Source organism: Pseudomonas sp. Xaverov 83 (genome assembly GCF_019352905.1).
Taxonomy (GTDB): domain Bacteria; phylum Pseudomonadota; class Gammaproteobacteria; order Pseudomonadales; family Pseudomonadaceae; genus Aquipseudomonas; species Aquipseudomonas yamanorum.
On sequence record NZ_JAAAFU010000002.1, the window covers coordinates 1 to 19,207 of the forward strand.

Genomic DNA, 19,207 nt, shown 5'->3' on the forward strand with positions numbered 1-19,207 from the left:
CAGAGGTCTGGTATCGGATTTTCTAGGAAGCCCGGCGTGGGCTCAAATGCTTAAGTGAACAGCATTACGCATCGCTGCGGGCCTTTTTATTTCGAACCCATCGCTTAAGGCTTGTGCGCCCGCGACAGGAACTCGTGGGACTGCATTTCCAGCAAGCGGCTCAAGGTCCGTTGGAACTCGAAGTTCAAGCGACCGCCGGTATAGAGGTCCTTGAGCTCGACTTCCGCCGAGATGATCAGCTTGACGTTACGGTCGTAGAATTCGTCGACCATGTTGATAAAGCGCCGCGCGATGTCGTCGGTGGTGACGCTCATCTGCTCAACGCCGCTCAGGATCACCGCGTGGAAGATCTTGCCCAGTTCGATGTAGTCGTTCTGGCTGCGGGGGCCGTCGCACAGTTCGCGGAAGTCGAACCAGGCCACGTCGTCGCAGGTGCGCAGCGCGATGATTTCGCGGTTTTCGATGATCAACTTGTCGTTTTCCACCGCCTGGGTGCATTCCGGCGTCAGGGCACGGAAGCTCTTGCGCAGGCTTTCCTGGGCCACTTCATTGAGCGGGAAGTGGAACAGTTCGGCTTGCTCAAGGTGACGCAGGCGGTAGTCGACGCCGCTGTCGACGTTGACGATGTCGGTGTTCTGCTTGATCAGGGCGATGGCCGGCAGGAAGCGCGCGCGTTGCAGGCCGTCCTTGTACAGGCCGTCAGGCACGATGTTCGAGGTGGCGACCAGGGTCACGCCGTTCTTGAACAGCTCTTCCATCAAGGTGCCGAGGATCATCGCGTCGGTAATGTCGGAGACGAAGAACTCATCGAAACAGATCACCCGGGCTTCTTCCGAGAAACGCTTGGCGATGATGGTGAGCGGGTTCTTCTCGCCCGGCAGGGTCTTCATCTCTTCGTGCACGCGCTTCATGAAGCGGTGGAAGTGAGTACGGACCTTTTCCTTGAACGGCAGCGCTTCAAAGAAGGTATCGACCAGGTAAGTCTTGCCCCGGCCAACGCCACCCCAGAAGTACAAGCCCTTGACCGGCGTGTGGTCTTTCTTGCCAAACAACTTGCTGAACATACCCGGCTTGTTCTGCGAGGCCTGGACCAGATCGTCGTACAGGCGCTGCAAATGGCGCACCGCAGTTTCCTGGGCAGCGTCATGGAAGAATTCAGGGCGTTTCAGATCAGCTTGATATCGTTCTAGGGGCGTCATAATTCGTTAGCAAGGCAACAAAAACGGGCCGCCACTGTAACGACGGCCCTGAAGAATGGCAATCAACCCTTGGTCGGGTCAATCCTCGATTGGGGTCAACGCAACGCGCAAGGCTTCGATCGCGGCATCCCGCGAGGCACTGTCGGCGAACGCCGGGCTATCGGCGACAGCAGCACCTTCCAGCCATACGCTGAAGCTCAGGGCCTCGCTGCGTACATCCAGTGCCTGGCCCGATTGCAGCTGCTTGGTTACCGCGCCTGCGGTTTTGCCGTCGGCGAAGTTGCGCGACAGCAGCAGTTGTTCGCCTTCGGCCGCCAGCAAACGGAAGCGGAAGCTGCCGTCGTCTTCGCGGAAGCTGACAAAGCGCGCGGCTTTCGCAGCTTTCTTCTTGGTGGTGGCGGCAACGGCGACCGGATTGACGAACGAGCGCAGGCCCACCGCTTCACGCAGTTCGGCCAGGAACGGTGCAGCCACGGCGCGGGCCTTCTTGGCACCGATCAGCAGCAGGTCTTCCATGTCCGACGGGCGCGACATCAGTTGGTGATAACGCTCGCGCGCTTCGCCCAGTTGGCCGTCCAGCAGTTGGAACAGACGGTTCTTCGCCTCACCCCAGCCCAGGCCTTGCAGCAGTTCGCCGCGGAACTCTTCTTCCTGAGCCTTGGTGGCAAACGCCTGGTACAGGGTGAACAGGTGCGAGTTGTCCGGATCCTTGGCTTCGCCCGGCGCGCGGGAGTCGGTGACGATCCGCGAGATCGCGTCCTTCATGTCCTTGGCGCTGGTGAACAACGGGATGGTGTTGTCGTAGCTCTTCGACATCTTGCGGCCATCCAGGCCTGGCAAGGTGGCGACGCTTTCTTCGATCAGCGCCTCGGGCATGGTGAAGAATTCTTTACCGTTGCCGAACAGGTGGTTGAAACGCTGGCCGATGTCGCGGGCCATTTCCACGTGCTGGATCTGGTCACGACCGACCGGCACCTTGTGGGCGTTGAACATCAGGATGTCCGCGGCCATCAGCACCGGGTAGCTGTACAGGCCCATGGTGATGCCCGCATCCGGGTCTTCGCCGTTCTCCAGGTTCTTGTCCACCGAGGCCTTGTAGGCGTGCGCACGGTTGAGCAGGCCCTTGGCCGCCACGCAGGTCAGCAGCCAGGTCAGCTCGGGGATTTCCGGGATGTCGGACTGGCGGTAGAAGGTTACCCGGTTCACATCCAGGCCACCGGCCAGCCAGGTCGCGGCGATTTCCATGCGCGAGCGCTGGATGCGCTGCGGGTCATCGCACTTGATCAGGGCGTGGTAGTCGGCCAGGAAGTAGAAGGAGTCGGCATTGGCGTCCTGGCTGGCAAGGATCGCCGGGCGAATCGCGCCGGCGTAGTTGCCCAGGTGCGGCGTGCCGGTGGTGGTGATGCCGGTGAGGATGCGGGTACGGGTCGTCATGGGTGATCGCTTGTCATCAATTCGAAAGACGTGGCAGCACAAGATCCTTGAGATCGGTCAGCTTGCCATGAAAAAAGTGTCCGCATTCTGCCACTTTCAGCAGCTCATGGGGGCGATTCAGGGCGGCGGACCAGTCGTAGACGAGTTGTGGGTCGACCACTTCGTCGGTTTCCGGCTGGATCACGGTCAATGGGCAGCCTTGTGGCAGCACGTCGTTATCCCGCAGGCGCATCACCGCCGCGGCCACCATAAACAGGTGCGCGAGTTTTTCGCCCTTGGCTTCCAGGCGGCCGCCGAGGGTGGCCGCCACAAACCCGCCGAAGGAAAAACCCAGCAGAGTGATCGGCAGGTCGGGATGTTTTTCACGCAGCCAGGTGGCCGCGGCTTCGGCGTCGTCGACTTCACCGGTGCCCATATCGTGCGTACCGGCGCTGGCGCCGACACCGCGATAATTGAAACGTAACGTGATCAAGCCGGCATCCCGCGCGGTGCGTTGCAGGGTCGATACGACTTTGTTGAGCATGGTACCGCCCTGCACCGGGTTAGGGTGGCAGATCAGCGCCAGGCCACGTGGCTCGGGGTGATCCAGATACAGGGCTTCCAGTTGGCCTACCGGGCCATCGATCAAAACGGGGGTTTCACGCATCAGCAAGGAAGGAACTCCGTGACCTCTCAAGGGGTCGACTCGTCTAGCTAAAAGTCTGTGCATGGCATCATTGCGAGCTTAATCGCGGTATACAGCGCAGGTCCGAGCCGTTAACGTAAAGCAAAGCCGTTTATAGAGGAAGGACTCGTGGAACACTCGCTCTTAGTTTGGTTGTTGCCGACTCTCGCCTTGGTTGCCGGTGTCGCCATTGGATTCCTGGTTGCCCGCCTGCTGCCGAATGCCGCGCCTAACCGCACGCAGCGTCAGCTGGATGACATTCAGGAACGTTTTGACAGTTATCAGAACGAGGTTGTTACCCACTTCAACAGCACCGCGACCCTGGTGAAAAAGCTCACTCAGAGCTATCAGGAAGTACAGGATCATCTCGCCGAGGGTGCCAACCGCCTGGCCCTGGACGACATCACCCGCCAGCGCCTGCTGGCCGCGCTGCATTCCGATGCACCGCAAGCGCCACGGGAACGCCTGACCCCACCCCGGGAAAACCAGGAACCGCCACGGGACTACGCGCCAAAAACGCCAAACGCCCCGGGGATGCTGGATGAGCATTACGGCTTGAAGAAGTAATACCTTTTCAAGCGACATGAAAAAGCCCGGCTGATCGATGATCAGCCGGGCTTTTTTGTTGGACGCAGGTCGACCAGACAACACTGATCCAATGTGGGAGCGGGCTTGCTCGCGAAGGCGGTGGGTCAGTTAATACATCGGGTGACTGACACACTGCATTCGCGAGCAAGCCCGCTCCCACATTGACCGCGCCCTGCCTCAGGACACGGGTTGTTCTTGTAGCTGCCCGTCCTGTATCCGCACATGCCGCCCATGGAAACGCTTGAGGCTGCTGCGATGCCCGACGCTGACGATGCTCAAGCCCGGCAACTCATCGATCAACGTCTGATACAGCGCTGCTTCATCTTCCTCATCCATCGCCGACGTGGCCTCGTCCATGTACAGCCATTGCGGTTCAAACAACAACGCCCGGGCAAACGCCAGGCGCTGCTGCTCACCCGGTGACAGCATGCGCTGCCAGTGATTGGCTTCGTCCAGGCGTGGGATCAGGTGTGTCAGGCGGCAGGTTTCCAGGACCTGTGCATAACGTTCCGCCGGATACGCGCCCTCCTCCTGTGGATAACTCAACACACCACGCAGCGTACCGATCGGCAGATACGGCTTCTGCGGCAGGAACAAATAACGCTCGGCCGGCAAACGAATGTTGCCATGGCCGTTTGGCCACAAATTGCCCATGGCCCTCAGCAAGGTTGATTTGCCGCTGCCGGAACGACCGCTGAGCATCAGGCGCTCACCTTCGGCAACCGTCAGGTTGGCGCCTTCGAGCAGATGACGACCATCCGCCAGATCCAGGCTGAGGTTGTTCACCTGCAAACCGCCGCCCTGGCGCTGCAACTCGATGCCCATGTTGCGGCCTTCGTTTTCTTCCATCGCCTCGCCGAAGCTCAGCAGACGATCACAGGTCGCACGCCAGCTGGCCAACACGGTGTACGCGTCGACAAACCAACTGAGGCTGCCCTGCACACTGCCAAACGCCTGGGCGACTTGCATCAGTACGCCCAATTCGATCTTGCCGGAAAAGTAACGCGGCGCTGCCACCACAAACGGGAAGATGATCGCGATCTGCGAGTAACCGCTGGTGAAGAAATTCAGGCGCTTCTTGAGCTGCATGATGCTCCAGAAGTTGCTCCACACCCGCCCGAAACGCGCACTCAGCTGCTGGTGTTCATTGGGCTCGCCATTGAACAGCGCGATGCTTTCCGCGTTCTCGCGTACCCGCACCAGGCTGAAACGCAAGTCAGCCTCGAAGCGTTGTTGACGGTTGCTCAAGCCGATCAGTTTTCGACCAATCAAATGGGTCAACCAACTGCCCAGCACCGCATAGACCAGCGCCGCCCAGAACATGTAGCCGGGAATGGTGATGCCCCACACTTCGATGCTGCCGGACACGCCCCACAGGATCACCGAGAACGACACCAGGCTCACCAGGTTACTGATAAAACCCAGGCCCAGGCTCAGGGTGCTGCTGGTGAAGGCGTTGAGGTCTTCGGAGATACGTTGGTCGGGGTTATCGGTGTAGCCGCCGTATTCCAGGTGGTAGTAGTTCTTCTGGCTCAGCCACTTGGCAAAATAGGTTTCGGTCAGCCAGCGCCGCCAGCGGATGGTGAGCATTTGCTGCAAATAGGAGGTGAACACCCCGGTGACGATCGCCACCACGGCGATCACGCTGAAATACATCAGCAAGTGGGTGAAGGCGTCGTAGTCCTTCTTTTCCAGGGCGTTGTAGAAGTCGCGGTTCCAGCTGTTGAACCACACCGACACCGCCACACTGAACAGTGACAGCCCCAGCACCACCAGCAGCAACAGCCAGGCCTTGCCCTTCTCCTCACTGCGCCAGTAAGGGGTGATCAGCGCCCACACTTTCCTTAAAAATTGCCCACGCACCGCGTCATTGACCGCGGAATACTCAGCGTTCTGATTCATTGTTCAGGCTCGGTAGGAAAAAAATAACAGGCGTTTGAACCGATCATAGACGATCGGTTCAGGGCTCCGTGCGGCCTGACGCAGATTGTTCAGTCGCCGTTCAACGTCGAACCGGGCGTTTCTGCAACTTGCGCTGCAACGTTCGACGGTGCATGCCCAGGGCGCGGGCCGTGGCGGAGATATTGCCTTCGTGCTCGGTCAACACCCGCTGGATGTGTTCCCACTGCAGGCGGTCCACCGACATCGGGTTTTCCGGCACCAGGGTGTCGAGGTCGGCGTGCTCGGAGAGCAAGGCGGCCAGCACGTCGTCGGCGTCTGCCGGCTTGCACAGGTAGTTGCAGGCACCCCGCTTGATCGCCTCGACGGCGGTGGCAATGCTGGAATAGCCGGTGAGGATCACCACGCGCATTTCCGGGTCCAGCTCCAGCAGCTTGGGCAGCAGCACCAGGCCGGAGTCGCCGTCCATTTTCAGGTCCAGGGCCGCGTATTCCGGCAGGTCGGCCGTGGCGATGGCCAGGCCTTCTTCGGCGGATCCGGCGGTACTCACGCGAAAGCCACGACGGCTCATGGCGCGGGCCATCACGCGGGTAAAGGTGGCGTCGTCATCTACCAGCAGCAGGTGCGGCAGTTCTTCGCCTTCGACTTGGATCTCGTCACTCATCGATGTCTCCTCGTGCGACACGGGGCAGGCGCAGCTCGGTGAGCGTGCCGCCTTCCTCATGACTATAGAGTTTCACTGAGCCGCCCGCGCGAGTCACGCTGGCCTTGCTCAAAAACAGGCCCAGGCCGAAGCCTTTGCCCTTGGTGGTAAAGAAGGGCTTGCCGATCTGCTCGGCAATCGCCAGCGGCACGCCGGCACCGTGGTCGCGAATGCTGATGGTGAAGTCTTCCACGTCCCAGTCCAGGGTCACTTCCAACCCTTCCGGGCAGGCATCGGCGGCGTTGTTCAGCAGATTCAGCAGCGCCTGGGTCAGGTCCGGCGGCGGCGCCATGCGCGGCACCGTGCCCTGGCCCAGCAGGTGGAAACGGTAGCTGGCTTCGGGACGCATCAGGTGCCAGCGGTTCAGGGCTTCGTCGAGCCACTGGGTGACGTCCTGCATCTCCACTGCCAGGCGGCGATTGGCTTCGGCGGCGCGCACCAGTTGTTGCAACGTCAGCTTGCACTGCTTGACCTGTTCCTGCAGCACACTCAGGTCGTCTTGCAGGGCCGGGTCGTGGTGGTCCTGGGTCATTTCCTTGAGCAGTACGCTCATGGTCGCCAGCGGCGTGCCCAGTTCGTGAGCCGCGCCGGCGGCCTGGGTGGCGACGGCCAGCAACTGCTGGTCCCGCAGGCCTTCTTCACGGCGAATGGCGCGCAACTCTTCCTGGCGCCGCAGCTCTTCCGCCATTCGTGCGGCAAAAAAGGTGATGACCGCCGCCGACAGGGCAAAGCTCAGCCACATGCCGTAGATCTGCAGGTTTTCCCGGGCGATGGGGAAGGTCTGCAACGGGTAGAACTGCGCCAGCAGCAGGGTGTAGAGGGTCAGGGCGATGCCCGACAGCACCACCGAATAACGCCACGGCAAGGTCACCGCCGCGATGGTCAGTGGCACCAGGTAATAAGAAACAAAGGGGTTGGTGGAACCGCCGGAGAAGTACAGCAACACACTGTGGATAAACAGGTCGCAGGCCAATTGCAGGGCGTATTCCAGCTCGGTCACAGGCCACGTGGTGCGCAGCCGGATGACGGTAAATACACACAGCACCGTGGAGAAGCCCAGGGTCACGGCCAACTGCAACCAAGGCAGCGGCAGCAGCTTGAACCAATAGGCGAGCCCCACCGAACCGGCCTGTGCGGCCAGCACCAGGGTGCGGATGAACGTCAGGCGCCAAAGGTTCTGGCGGGTGGCGGAAGTCAGTTTTACGGCGGCGAGCATGAGCTCTCCCGATGAGCGCTGCAGGCGGATCGCACGGAGTATAAACGAAGCGACAGCGCTGGCACGGCGTGTGTGGCTCTTTGACGCAGGGGTCCGGATCATGACCGTTCGTCGGCATCCGCCAACTTGTAGCGAATGTGTAAACCCGAAGAACTGAAACCTTGCGTCTACAGTCTTACCGAACACGAACATCTCAAGGAGCTTACATGTCTCGTTTCATTCGCAGTGCAGCCACCCTCACCCTCGGCGCCGCTACCCTCGCCAGCCTGCCGGCCATGGCCGCTGACGAACTGCATTACAACCAGATTTCCCTGCGTGCCGAAGTCAGCCAGGAAGTGGCGCGCGACCAGATGATCGTCACCCTGTACACCGAGTCGCAGAACACCGACCCGGCCAAGCTGGCCGCCGAAATCACCACCACCATGAACAAGGCGCTGGCCCAGGCCCGCGAAGTCAAAGGCGTAACCTTGCGCCAGGGCAGCCGCAACAGCTACCCGATCTACGACAACAAGAACCAGAAAATCACCGGCTGGCGTGAACGCGCTGAACTGCGCATGGAAAGTGCCGATTTCGCCGCCCTGTCCAAGCTCACCGGCGACATGCTGACCAACCTGAAAATGGACAGCATGGATTTCGCCATTGCCAACCCGACCCGCAAAGCCAGCGAAGATGCCCTGCTTAAAGAGGCGGTAACCGCGTTCAAGGCCCGTGCACAACTGGCCACCGATGCGCTGGGCGGCAAGGGCTACAAGATCGTCAACCTGAACTTCAACACCAACGGTTATCCGCAGCCCTACGCCCGCGGCGGGATGATGATGAAAGCCGCAGCGATGGATTCGGCGCCGACGCCGGAAGTTGAAGCGGGTACCAGCCAGGTCAACATGACCGCGGATGGCGTGATCGAAGTCCAGATGCCCTGATTGAGCGGTACCGGAGTTGCAATGACGCTGCCTACGGGCAGCGTTTTGCGTTCAGGTGAGAACATATCCTGCAACTCACGCCTCAATTCACCACGGAATCGATATTCCGGTTTTCGACACCCATATATACCCCCCACGTTGACAGGGATTGCTCTGCGGGTATGTGTCCAAACCACTATCGAGTATCGCAACCATGTCCCATCGTTTGTCCCCGTCCCTACAGAGCATAAATACCCGATTTCTGCAGCCAGCCGCTTCAATGACGGCGCCCCCCAATCCACACCCCAGCGTTCACAACACGCTCACCTCTACCCCAGCGCTACCGCAAGGTGAAGCCGCAGCTCCCGGGGACCCAGCCCTGGTTCAGGCCTACATCGGGGCGGTACAACGTAAGGTTGAAGGTCACACACCCGGCCTGGTCAAGGTCCCCTCCCAGACGGTGTTGGGCCAATGGCTTGAGCTGCATCGCTCGCAACTGGAACACCCGGTTATCCAGGGCTGGATGCGCGAGCAGAACATCGCCCCGTCCACCCTGTCGGTCGTGCCTTCCACCGGTGCCATGTCCGCCAACGTCAACGGTGTGAAGAAGGACTTTTCGCTGATCGACGGTTCAGGCTGGGCACAGGTTTCTGGGCCCCTTCTAGCGTCCGCCCAGGTTATCGCGCCCGGCGCCGGTCAGGCGTTACGCATACGCTCAGACGAAAATACGGTGAATGTCAGCGCGAAAGTGGTCGCAAACTTCTACGGTATACCGCTCCCCGCCAACCTTGCGCAGGGCAGAACGCAGCTAAGGCAGCTTGAGCACAATCAATCTTTCGGCGCCATTGCCACCGATGACCGCCTGCGGCCCGCCAACCTGCGCTCGGCCCAGGCGCTGGAAACCCAGAAGGCCAATACCGAAGCCTTTAATAGCGTTGCACCGCAGAAGCTGGCCTATTCAAACCTGGCAAACGGTGTGGCTAATGCCTTTCCCAAAGTGCACAACGAGGCCAAACAGTGGACTAAGGAGCTGATCGAAAAAGCGACCGGACAAACCAACGTCGACCCCGACAGCCTGTATCTCAACCGCTTTCGCCATGGCCAGAGCGCGTCGCCCGGTACCGCGACCGGCGCGATGCACATCAATGAAGAACCGTTCTATTCCAAACGTCTGCCGGATGCACTGCTGGATAACTTTTCCGAACATGACTGGATCCCCGGCCAAATTGACGCTGAAGCAGGTATCTATACGACGGGGCCCGGGGAAAGTACCAAGGGCGGCTATGGTGCCCACAACCAGTTCCCCCTCGCCCCTTCGACGCTGATGCACGAAACCTGGAAAACCGACTTCCAGGGGCGCATGACCAGCAAAATAAATGACTTCTGGAACACCCATGGGGATGCCTATCGCACCACCCTCAAGGGACAATTCGTCCAACAGGCACGCCAGCAACTGAGCGCCTATGACGCCAAGTCCCCCACCGAAAAAAAGCTGATGCCGGCCGAGCACCAGTTCACCCGGGATGACTATCGCCTGGTCATGAAGGCGGCGTCCAACCTTCCTCAGGCCGAAAACGCGCCGCTGACCGTCGACCAACTGAAGGCTGAAGCGCCGGCCAAAGATCAGTTGCGAGCGTACCCTTTCGATATCAACGGCTGGGGTTCCAGCGACATCATCCGGTTCGCCGTCCTTGATGACGGCCAGTACAACTACCAGAACAATCGGCGTGACGGCGTGCAGATCCTCTACATTCCCGGTGCCACACCAGCATTCCTGAGGTTCGCCTCCCTGGACAAAATGGATGAGTGGGTGGTCGAGCAGGCCAAGGATCCGAAAAAGCGCGAGGCCCTCGCTGGCCACTTCTCCAAGCTTGACCGCCAGGACGGCGGCCCGCTGGGCAAATCAGGGGTCGACGCCTCATTGGTGCATTTGGCCAACGGTGATTGGTCGAAGATGGAGGGCAAGACGATTGATCGCAAACCCGTGCGCATCGAAGGCGACGTCTTCAGTCAGATGCGCGTCCAGGCCAAGGCGCGGATGACCAGTGATGCGGACACCTCGATCAAATCCAACAGCGAAGTGACCCGAGATACCTGGCTCAATGACGTCTCCACTGCCCTCAAGATATTCGCACCCATGGCGCCTGGCGGACTCGCCGCTGCCACCACCGTCGGGGTCCTGGGCGTCACGGAGTTCGCGTTAGGCGCGGAAAAAACCGCATCGGGCGACACCCAGGCTGAACGCAGCGATGGCGCCTGGAAAACCTTCGATGGTGCGCTCAACACCTTGTTTTCCGCCGGTGCGAGCGGGAAGGTCGAAGACCCGTTTGCAGCGCCACGTGAAAACGTGACTACGCTGCCCGGCCAGGGCAACACACTCAATACGCTTGATCAAAGCCGTGCAGGCCGTGGTTTGGCTGACCGGTTACAACCTTCGCAGGCGGGCAATATCAGTGGCCATGCGGTCGCGGATGGCGAGCGCCTGATTGCAAACCGCACGCCCAACGCCAAGGGCGTCTATCAGGTCAAGGACAGCGACGGTGTTGACCAGTGGCTGATCCGCCACACCGACAGCAGTGGTATGAGCAAGGTTTACGAGATCAGAGGGGATTTCAAACTCAGCGACAACTATGTGCAGATTATTGACCCTTCTACCCGCAAACCGGTGATGACGGTGCAGTCCAACGGTGACGGCGGATGGGTGCGCGATACGCTAAAAGGAGGCTGGCCCTGGTCCCGGTCGACGTCGAATTCCCCCAGCACCCCCACAGCACTTGAACCGAAGGTTTCCCAGCTGTTTGTGGACGAAAAGGGGATTAAAATCAGTGGCGCCGAAAAGTTTGATAGCTACCTGAACCTGGCGCTCGACAAGAATCTCTTGCCGACCGACAGTGTTTATGAAGATGGCTCCACGATGAAAAGGAAGCTCAGCGTTTCCTGGACAGTCGACGACAATGAGTTCGCCGTTACCGCCAATGAAAGGGCAAGGGAATCCCCCTATTCAAACACCCAATATTCCTCCAGCTTTGCGCCTGATCTGAATCGCGAAAACTATACGATTGTGAAAACCGAAGCCGGTGTGGAATCACGTACGGAGTTGAATTTCAGAGCAAAAGATAACGATGAACACGACACCCTCAGGCACCGGTTTGCCACATTTGAGGCGCAGGTGCCTGACCCGGCGCTACGCGCTCGAATTTCCGAGGTGGCCCACCAAGGTTCATCGTTACCAGCATTGCTTGAACTGTCGCAACCGTTGTTGAAGGATGATTACAGCGTCGCCGCAGGCCCGAAGAACTTTACTATCAATTACAACCCGGCAAGCAATGAACACACCGTCATCGCGGAAACGAACTGGATACTTAAATATGCAACGGAAGATGGCATGGTTATCAATCGGGACCTGGATATAAAAAGTATCCGGACATTCACGATACGTGAAAGTAATGAGGTTGATGTGGACGATTACACTATCGACAAGTCGGCGCCGACCAAAATAGAAATCTCCATGCCAACGAACATCTGATCGTGTTCCTTGCCCGTCAGGTGATGAGCCCCTACCTGGCAGCGCTAAACGGCGGTAACCTCGGTAACCGCCGTTTTGTGCTATCTCTGGGGTCTCCATGGAAAGAATCACCTTAAAACCGCTGCTCCTCGCTGCCGGCCTGCTGGCGTTCATGCCTCTGGCCCAGGCGGCCAGCACCCTGGTTTACTGCTCCGAAGCCAGCCCCGCCGGCTTCGACCCCAGCCAGTACACCAGCGGCACCGATTTCGATGCCTCCGCCGAAACCGTGTTCAACCGCCTGACCCAGTTCAAGCGCGGCGGCACTGAAGTCGAACCTGGCCTTGCAACCAGCTGGGATGTGTCCAAAGACGGCCTGACCTACACCTTCCACCTGCGGGATGGCGTCAAGTTCCACACCACCGACTACTTCACCCCGACCCGTGACTTCAACGCCGACGATGTGCTCTTCACCTTCCAGCGCCTGCTGGATCCCGAGAGTCCGTTCCGTAAAGCCTATCCGTCGGAATCGCCCTACTTCACCGACATGGGCTTGAACACCACCATCAAGAACGTCGAAAAACTCGACGAACACACGGTGCGCTTCAACCTGAATAACGTTGATGCCTCCTTCGTGCAGAACCTGGCCATGAGCTTCGCCTCGGTGCAGTCCGCCGAATATGCCGCGCAGTTGCTCAAGGAAGGCAAGGCCGCCGACATCAACCAGAAGCCGGTGGGCACCGGGCCATTTGTGTTCAAGCGTTACCAGAAGGATTCGCAGATTCGCTACAGCGCCAATAAACAGTATTGGAAGCCCGACGATGTGAAGCTCGACAATCTGGTGTTCTCGATCACTCCGGACGCCGCCGTGCGCCTGCAAAAGCTCAAGGCGGGCGAGTGCCAGGTCAGCGGTTACCCGCGCCCTTCCGACATCGAAGTGATGAAGCAAGACCCCAACCTGCGGGTCCTTCAGCAAGCCGGCTTCAACCTGGGCTTTCTCGCCTACAACGTGACCCATCCGCCCCTGGACCAGCTCAAGGTGCGCCAGGCCCTGGACATGGCCATCGACAAGCCGGCAATCATCAAGGCGGTGTACAAGAGTGCCGGACAATTGGCGCAGAACGCCCTGCCTCCGGCCCAGTGGTCTTATGACCCGACGATCAAGGACGCGCCCTACGATCCGGCCAAGGCGCGGGCGCTACTAAAAGAAGCAGGGGTTGCACCAGGTACCACCCTCAACCTGTGGGCGATGACGGTTCAACGTGCATCGAATCCCAACGCCCGGATGTCGGCGCAGATGATCCAGCAGGATTGGGAAAAGATCGGCATCAAGGCCAATATCGTCAGCTATGAGTGGGGCGAATACATCAAACGCGCCAAAGCCGGCGAGCATGACGTGATGATCTACGGCTGGACCGGCGACAACGGTGACCCGGATAACTGGCTCGGCGTGCTCTACAGTTGTGCCGCGGTGAAGGGCAGCAACTATGCGAAGTGGTGTAACCCGGCCTACGACAAACTCGTGCAGCAGGCCAAGGTCAGCAGCGACCGTGAACAGCGCATCAAGTGGTATCAACAGGCACAAAAAATCCTTAAGGAACAAGTACCTATAACGCCTATCGCAAACTCGACGGTTTTCCAGCCCCTTCGAAAGGAAGTACAGGACTTCAAGATCAGTCCATTTGGACTCACACCGTTCTACGGCGTCAGTCTGAATAAGTAACAGCGACGCCCCAACCGAGTGCGCCAGACGCCTCGGTTGGGCATTACTGGTGCAGCCCTCGCACCGAAAAAACCCCTCAAAAGTGCGTAAATGTGTCTGAACTTACACATATGCGACATTCGTGTACGTTCGTACCACTGTTTAGCCGTTGTAGGCTCTCAACATCTTGCATTGGGTATGGGCCCTGCATAAGTATCCGCAGGTCGACTCACGAGGTCGCCCTCACTACCAAAAATGACAACAAATCATGAGGCCAACATGCTTAAACACGCAGTCATTCCGTTATTAGTCAGCGCCGGTTTAATGGCTGCTGCACCTTTCGCCCAAGCGGCGAGCAACCTGGTGTTCTGCTCCGAAGGGAGCCCGGCCGGTTTTGACCCAGGCCAGTACACCACCGGAACAGACTTCGATGCTTCGGCCGAAACCATGTTCAACCGTCTGACCCAGTTCGAGCGCGGCGGCACCGCTGTTGTTCCTGGGCTGGCCACGACCTGGGATGTTTCCCCGGATGGCCTGACGTACACCTTTCACCTGCGTGAAGGCGTCAAGTTCCACACCACCCCGTACTTCAAGCCAACTCGTGAATTCACGGCTGACGACGTACTGTTCACCTTCAACCGGATGATCAATAAAGACGATCCGTTCCGTAAAGCCTACCCAACCGAGTTCCCGTACTTCACGGACATGGGTATGGACACCAACATCAAGAACATCGAGAAAGTCGATGACCACACCGTCAAGTTCACCCTTGGCACCGTGGACGCCGCCTTCATCCAGAACCTGGCAATGAGCTTCGCCTCCATCCAGTCGGCTGAATACGCCGCCCAACTGTTGAAGGAAGGCAAGGCACAGGACATCAACCAGAAGCCAATCGGCACTGGTCCGTTCGTGTTCAAGAGCTACCAGAAAGACTCCAACATCCGTTACACCGGCAACAAGGATTACTGGAAGCCTGAAGACGTGAAGATCGACAACCTGATCTTCGCCATCACCACCGACCCGTCGGTGCGTATCCAGAAGCTGAAGAAAAACGAATGCCAGGTGACCCTGTTCCCACGTCCAGCCGACCTCAAGGCGCTGGGTGAAGACAAGGACCTGAAACTGCCGCACCAGGCCGGTTTCAACCTGGGCTACATCGCCTACAACGTAATGCCGGTCCTCAAGGGCCAGACCGCGCCTAACCCGCTGTCCGACCTGCGCGTGCGTGAGGCCCTGGACATGTCGGTGAACAAGCAGCAGATCATCGACTCGGTTTACCAGGGTGCAGGCCAACTGGCTGTCAACGCCATGCCGCCTACCCAATGGTCCTACGACACCACCATCAAGGATGCGCCGTTTGATGTGACCAAAGCCAAGGCTTTGCTCAAGGAAGCCGGCGTCAAGGAAGGCACCGAGATCACCCTGTGGGCGATGCCGGTCCAGCGTCCGTACAACCCGAACGCCAAGCTGATGGCTGAGATGCTGCAGAACGACTGGAAACAGATCGGCCTGAAAGTGAACATCGTCAGCTACGAGTGGGGCGAGTACATCAAGCGTTCCAAAGGCGGCGAGAACCAGGCCATGATCATTGGCTGGAGCGGCGACAATGGTGACCCGGACAACTGGCTGAACGTGCTGTTCGGCTGCGATTCCCTGGCCGGTAACAACTTCTCCAAGTGGTGCGACAAGAAATTCGACGGCATCGTGAAAGAAGCCAAGGCGACTTCCGACGTAGCCAAACGCACCGAGCTGTACAAGCAGGCGCAACATATCCTCAAAGATGCAGTCCCGATGACACCTATCGCGCACTCGACGGTGTATCAACCCATGCGCAACAACGTGCAGGACTTCAAGATCAGCCCATTTGGCTTGAACTCCTTCTACGGCGTGAGCGTAAGCGGCAAGTAAGGATCGCTGGCGGCGACGTTTCATAACGTCGCCGTTATTGCATCCGCCAAGGCCGTAGGAAACAGACCACCTCCGCACACGCCGCCGTCCTACGGCAGCTAACTGCGAATCGCGGCTCCGTTACCTACAAGGTCTGTCAGATTCGTTGCATTTACTGCCCGGCTCCCGACCCATAACGTCGTGGCACGGCAGAAGCATCGTCTCTGTGGGGCAACTGCCGTTGTGGGATCAGTGTTGTCGCAGGGCCCTGAATGGCCTTGCGATTGCTCACTGACGAAAACAACAAACAAGGATCGGGATTGTCATGCGCCATACCACCGTTCTATCCGCGATATTCGGCACCAGCCTGTTGGCTGTGGCCTCGATGGGCCAGGCTGCCGAGAAAAAGAGCCTGGTGTTTTGCTCCGAAGGCAGCCCGGCTGGCTTCGACACCGCGCAATACACGACGGCCACCGATAACGACGCCGCCGAGCCTATCTACAACCGCTTGGCCGAGTTCGAAAAAGGCGCGACCAATGTCGTACCGGGCCTGGCAACTCGTTGGGATATTTCCGAAGACGGCCTGACCTACACCTTCCACCTGCGCGAAGGGGTGAAATTCCACAGCAACAAGGACTTCAAGCCGACGCGTGATTTCAACGCCGACGATGTGCTGTTCACCTTCAATCGCATGCTTGACCCCGAACACCCGTTCCGCAAGGCCTACCCCACCGAGTTCCCGTACTTCAACGGGATGAGCCTGAACAAGAACATCGCCAAGGTCGAGAAAACCGACCCGCACACCGTGGTGATGACCCTGAACACGGTCGACGCCGCGTTTATCCAGAACATCGCCATGAGCTTCGCCTCGATCCTGTCGGCTGAATACGCCGACCACTTGCTCAAGGTCGGCAAGCCCAGCGACATCAACCAGAAGCCGATCGGCACCGGGCCGTTCGTGTTCCAGCGTTACCAGAAAGACTCGCAGATTCGCTATACCGGCAACAAACAGTACTGGGACCCGAGCCGCGTGAAGCTCGACCAGCTGATTTTTGCGATCAACACCGACGCGTCGGTGCGGGTGCAAAAGCTCAAGGCCGGTGAATGCCAGATCACCCTGCACCCGCGCCCGGCCGACGTCGAAGCCCTGAAGGCCGACCCGAAGCTGCAACTGCTGACCAAGCCAGGCTTCAACCTCGGCTACATCGCCTATAACGTGCGGCACAAACCCTTCGACCAGCTCGAAGTGCGCCAGGCCCTGGACATGGCGGTGAACAAGCAGAGCATTCTCAACGCCGTGTACCAGGGCGCGGGGCAACTGGCCGTCAACGCCATGCCGCCGACCCAGTGGTCTTACGACGACACCATCAAGGACGCCGCCTACAACCCGGAAAAAGCCAAGGAACTGCTCAAGGCTGCCGGCGTGAAGGAAGGCACCGAGATCACCCTGTGGGCGATGCCAGTGCAACGGCCGTACAACCCCAACGCCAAGCTGATGGCCGAAATGCTGCAAAGCGATTGGGCGAAGATTGGCCTCAAGGTCAAGATCGTCAGCTATGAATGGGGCGAGTACATCAAGCGCACCAAGAATGGCGAGCACGATATCAGCCTGATCGGCTGGACCGGCGACAACGGTGACCCGGACAACTGGCTGGGCACCCTCTACAGCTGCGACGCCATCGGCGGGAACAACTACTCCATGTGGTGTGACCCGGCGTACGACAAGCTGATCAAGCAAGCCAAGGTCGTGACCGACCGCGAACAAAGGACTGTTCTGTACAAACAGGCGCAGCAACTGCTCAAGCAGCAGGTGCCGATCACGCCAGTCGCCCACTCGACGGTCAACCAGCCGTTAAGCGCCAAAGTCGAAGGATTCAAAGTCAGCCCCTTCGGCCGCAACGTGTTCTCGGGCGTCAGCATCAACCCATAAAAAGATAACCGGATTGCGCAGGGCGAGCACTCGCCTTGCTGCAAACGTGCAGCCTTATTTCGGGTTTTACCCTTGGGCAAACGTTTGCAAAGGCTTGAATGAGTTACACACCCAATAGCCGGTTCACCTAAAAAGACCGGCATTAAAAAGAGAACCAAAGGAGCTTCACCCATGAAACTGAGCAGCACCGCGCTACTGGCCCTGGCCATCAGCAGCATCACGGCTACCGCATACGCTGAACCTGCAAGCCAGGACTTCGTTCCAACCACATTGGCCGGCACCAGCGCCCAAAGCGAGGCCAAAGGCTACATCGATGGATTTAGCCTGGGCGGTACAACCCGTAACTGGTTTTCCAACGAACAGAAGTTCCGTGGCCAGAAATTCGGTTACCAGAAGCACAACCAGGCCCGTACCGACGCGTACCGTACCAACTGGGTACAAGGCACCATCCTCAACGGTACCTCGGGCTTTACCCAAGGCACTGTTGGCGTGAGCACTGAAGTGGCGGTCTACAACGCTCTGGTCCTGGACCGCAGCAAGCGCGACATCAAGGGCGGCTCCAACCGTACCCTGGCGGACTCCAACGGCGACGCCGTAGACCAGTGGAGCAAACTGGGCCTGGCCAACGTCAAGTTCCGTGTCTCGAACACCACCTTGACCGCCGGTCGCCAGAACTTCAGCAGCGGCATCGTCGACACCATCGGCAACCGTGCACTGCCTTCGAGCTTTGAAGGGGTGAGCTTCAACAGCGAAGAGTTCAGCAACCTGTCGTTCCAGGGCGGCATCTTCGATCGCGTTTCGCCACGGACCGAGCAAAGCCTGTCGAAATTCCGTTCCGAGTACGGTAACGGCCAGACCACCGACAAAGTCAAAACCCTGGGTTTCAACTACCAGCCATTCAAGAGCCTGAAAACCAGCGTGTTCGCCGCTAACGTCGAAGACTTCTGGAACCAGTACTACGTCGGCGCCACCCACGAACTGGGTGATGCCCAGACCCTGGCACTGACCACCGGCCTGAACTACTACAAAACGACCGATACCGGCAGCAAGAAGATGGGCAGCATCGACAACGACACTTACTCGTTGTCTTTCGGCCTGACTCACCAGGCCCACAGCCTGACCTTCTCCTACCAGGCCATCAACGGTGACGAGTACTTCGACTACCTGCACGAAACCAACGGTATCTACCTGGCCAACTCCTTGACCTCCGACTTTAACGGACCGAACGAGAAATCCTTCCAGATCGCCTACGGCATCAACATGGCCGAATACGGCGTGCCAGGCCTGAAGTTCAACATCTACTCGGCTCGCGGCTGGGGCATCGACGGTACTCACTACACCGGTACTGCCTACGGCGAATCTGGCGTGGCACGTAGCGACCTGCGCCTGATGGACGGCGAGAAGCACCAGGAATACGGCGTGGGCGCGGCTTACGCGATCCAGAGCGGCTCGCTCAAGGCCACCACCATCCGTGGTACCTACGTCACTCACCGCGCCAGCGAAAATCAGGCTGACGGCAACATCCGTGAGTTCCGCCTGGTCACCACCATCCCGTTCAACATTCTTTAATCAGCGCCAGAGTAG

General features: G+C 59.0%; 13 protein-coding genes. 7 read left to right on the forward strand and 6 right to left on the reverse strand.

From position 1 onward, the window contains the following. Positions 1-104 precede the first annotated feature (104 nt). From zapE to K0H47_RS00190, 3 genes are all read right to left on the reverse strand, one after another. Positions 105-1,199: a cell division protein ZapE gene (gene zapE, locus K0H47_RS00180; RefSeq protein ID WP_026078003.1), complete on the reverse strand. Its 1,095-nt coding sequence runs from the start codon at positions 1,197-1,199 to the stop codon at positions 105-107. Positions 1,200-1,277: 78 nt separating this feature from the next. Continuing rightward, positions 1,278-2,633, reverse strand: a complete 1,356-nt coding sequence (locus tag K0H47_RS00185; RefSeq protein ID WP_218264452.1) for a tryptophan--tRNA ligase — start codon at positions 2,631-2,633, stop codon at positions 1,278-1,280. Positions 2,634-2,649: 16 nt separating this feature from the next. Then, positions 2,650-3,279, reverse strand: coding sequence for an alpha/beta hydrolase (locus tag K0H47_RS00190; protein ID WP_026078004.1), 630 nt, complete (start codon positions 3,277-3,279; stop codon positions 2,650-2,652). A gap of 147 nt (positions 3,280-3,426) precedes the next feature. On the opposite strand from K0H47_RS00190, the gene K0H47_RS00195 reads away from it, so the two are divergent. Continuing rightward, entirely contained in the window at positions 3,427-3,864 is a 438-nt protein-coding gene (locus K0H47_RS00195) for a YhcB family protein (protein ID WP_010170781.1), read from the forward strand. Positions 3,865-4,062: 198 nt separating this feature from the next. Here K0H47_RS00195 and K0H47_RS00200 read toward each other — a convergent pair whose 3' ends face one another. The 3 genes from K0H47_RS00200 to K0H47_RS00210 form a co-directional block, all read right to left on the reverse strand. Further along, a complete protein-coding gene (locus tag K0H47_RS00200; RefSeq protein ID WP_218264451.1) occupies positions 4,063-5,787 on the reverse strand; it encodes an ABC transporter ATP-binding protein/permease in 1,725 nt (574 codons plus the stop codon). Between the two features lie 100 nt (positions 5,788-5,887). Beyond that, positions 5,888-6,448, reverse strand: a complete 561-nt coding sequence (locus K0H47_RS00205; protein WP_003216016.1) for a response regulator transcription factor — start codon at positions 6,446-6,448, stop codon at positions 5,888-5,890. Then, the gene (locus K0H47_RS00210) at positions 6,441-7,703 is read right to left on the reverse strand and encodes an ATP-binding protein (RefSeq protein WP_063027110.1); all 1,263 of its coding nucleotides are present in this window, start codon (positions 7,701-7,703) and stop codon (positions 6,441-6,443) included. The genes K0H47_RS00205 and K0H47_RS00210 overlap by 8 nt, the downstream gene beginning before the upstream one ends. Before the next feature lie 206 nt (positions 7,704-7,909). Between K0H47_RS00210 and K0H47_RS00215 the strand changes: the two genes are divergently transcribed. The 6 genes from K0H47_RS00215 (at position 7,910) to K0H47_RS00240 (ending at position 19,192) form a co-directional block, all read left to right on the forward strand. Beyond that, positions 7,910-8,623: an SIMPL domain-containing protein gene (locus K0H47_RS00215; RefSeq protein ID WP_003216012.1), complete on the forward strand. Its 714-nt coding sequence runs from the start codon at positions 7,910-7,912 to the stop codon at positions 8,621-8,623. A gap of 259 nt (positions 8,624-8,882) precedes the next feature. Next, the gene (locus tag K0H47_RS00220; protein WP_219271705.1) at positions 8,883-12,128 is read left to right on the forward strand and encodes a dermonecrotic toxin domain-containing protein; all 3,246 of its coding nucleotides are present in this window, start codon (positions 8,883-8,885) and stop codon (positions 12,126-12,128) included. A 97-nt stretch (positions 12,129-12,225) separates the two neighbouring features. Further along, positions 12,226-13,827 (forward strand): ABC transporter substrate-binding protein, encoded by a 1,602-nt coding sequence (locus tag K0H47_RS00225; RefSeq protein ID WP_219271706.1) that lies wholly within the window; start codon positions 12,226-12,228, stop codon positions 13,825-13,827. Between the two features lie 258 nt (positions 13,828-14,085). Continuing rightward, positions 14,086-15,714 carry an ABC transporter substrate-binding protein gene (locus tag K0H47_RS00230; protein ID WP_003216000.1) on the forward strand — a complete coding sequence of 543 codons (1,629 nt, stop codon included), beginning with the start codon at positions 14,086-14,088 and terminating at the stop codon, positions 15,712-15,714. 364 nt (positions 15,715-16,078) lie between these two features. Then, positions 16,079-17,623 (forward strand): ABC transporter substrate-binding protein, encoded by a 1,545-nt coding sequence (locus K0H47_RS00235; RefSeq protein ID WP_374106743.1) that lies wholly within the window; start codon positions 16,079-16,081, stop codon positions 17,621-17,623. 171 nt (positions 17,624-17,794) lie between these two features. After that, the gene (locus tag K0H47_RS00240; RefSeq protein WP_063027098.1) at positions 17,795-19,192 is read left to right on the forward strand and encodes an OprD family outer membrane porin; all 1,398 of its coding nucleotides are present in this window, start codon (positions 17,795-17,797) and stop codon (positions 19,190-19,192) included. The last annotated feature ends 15 nt before the right edge of the window (positions 19,193-19,207 follow it).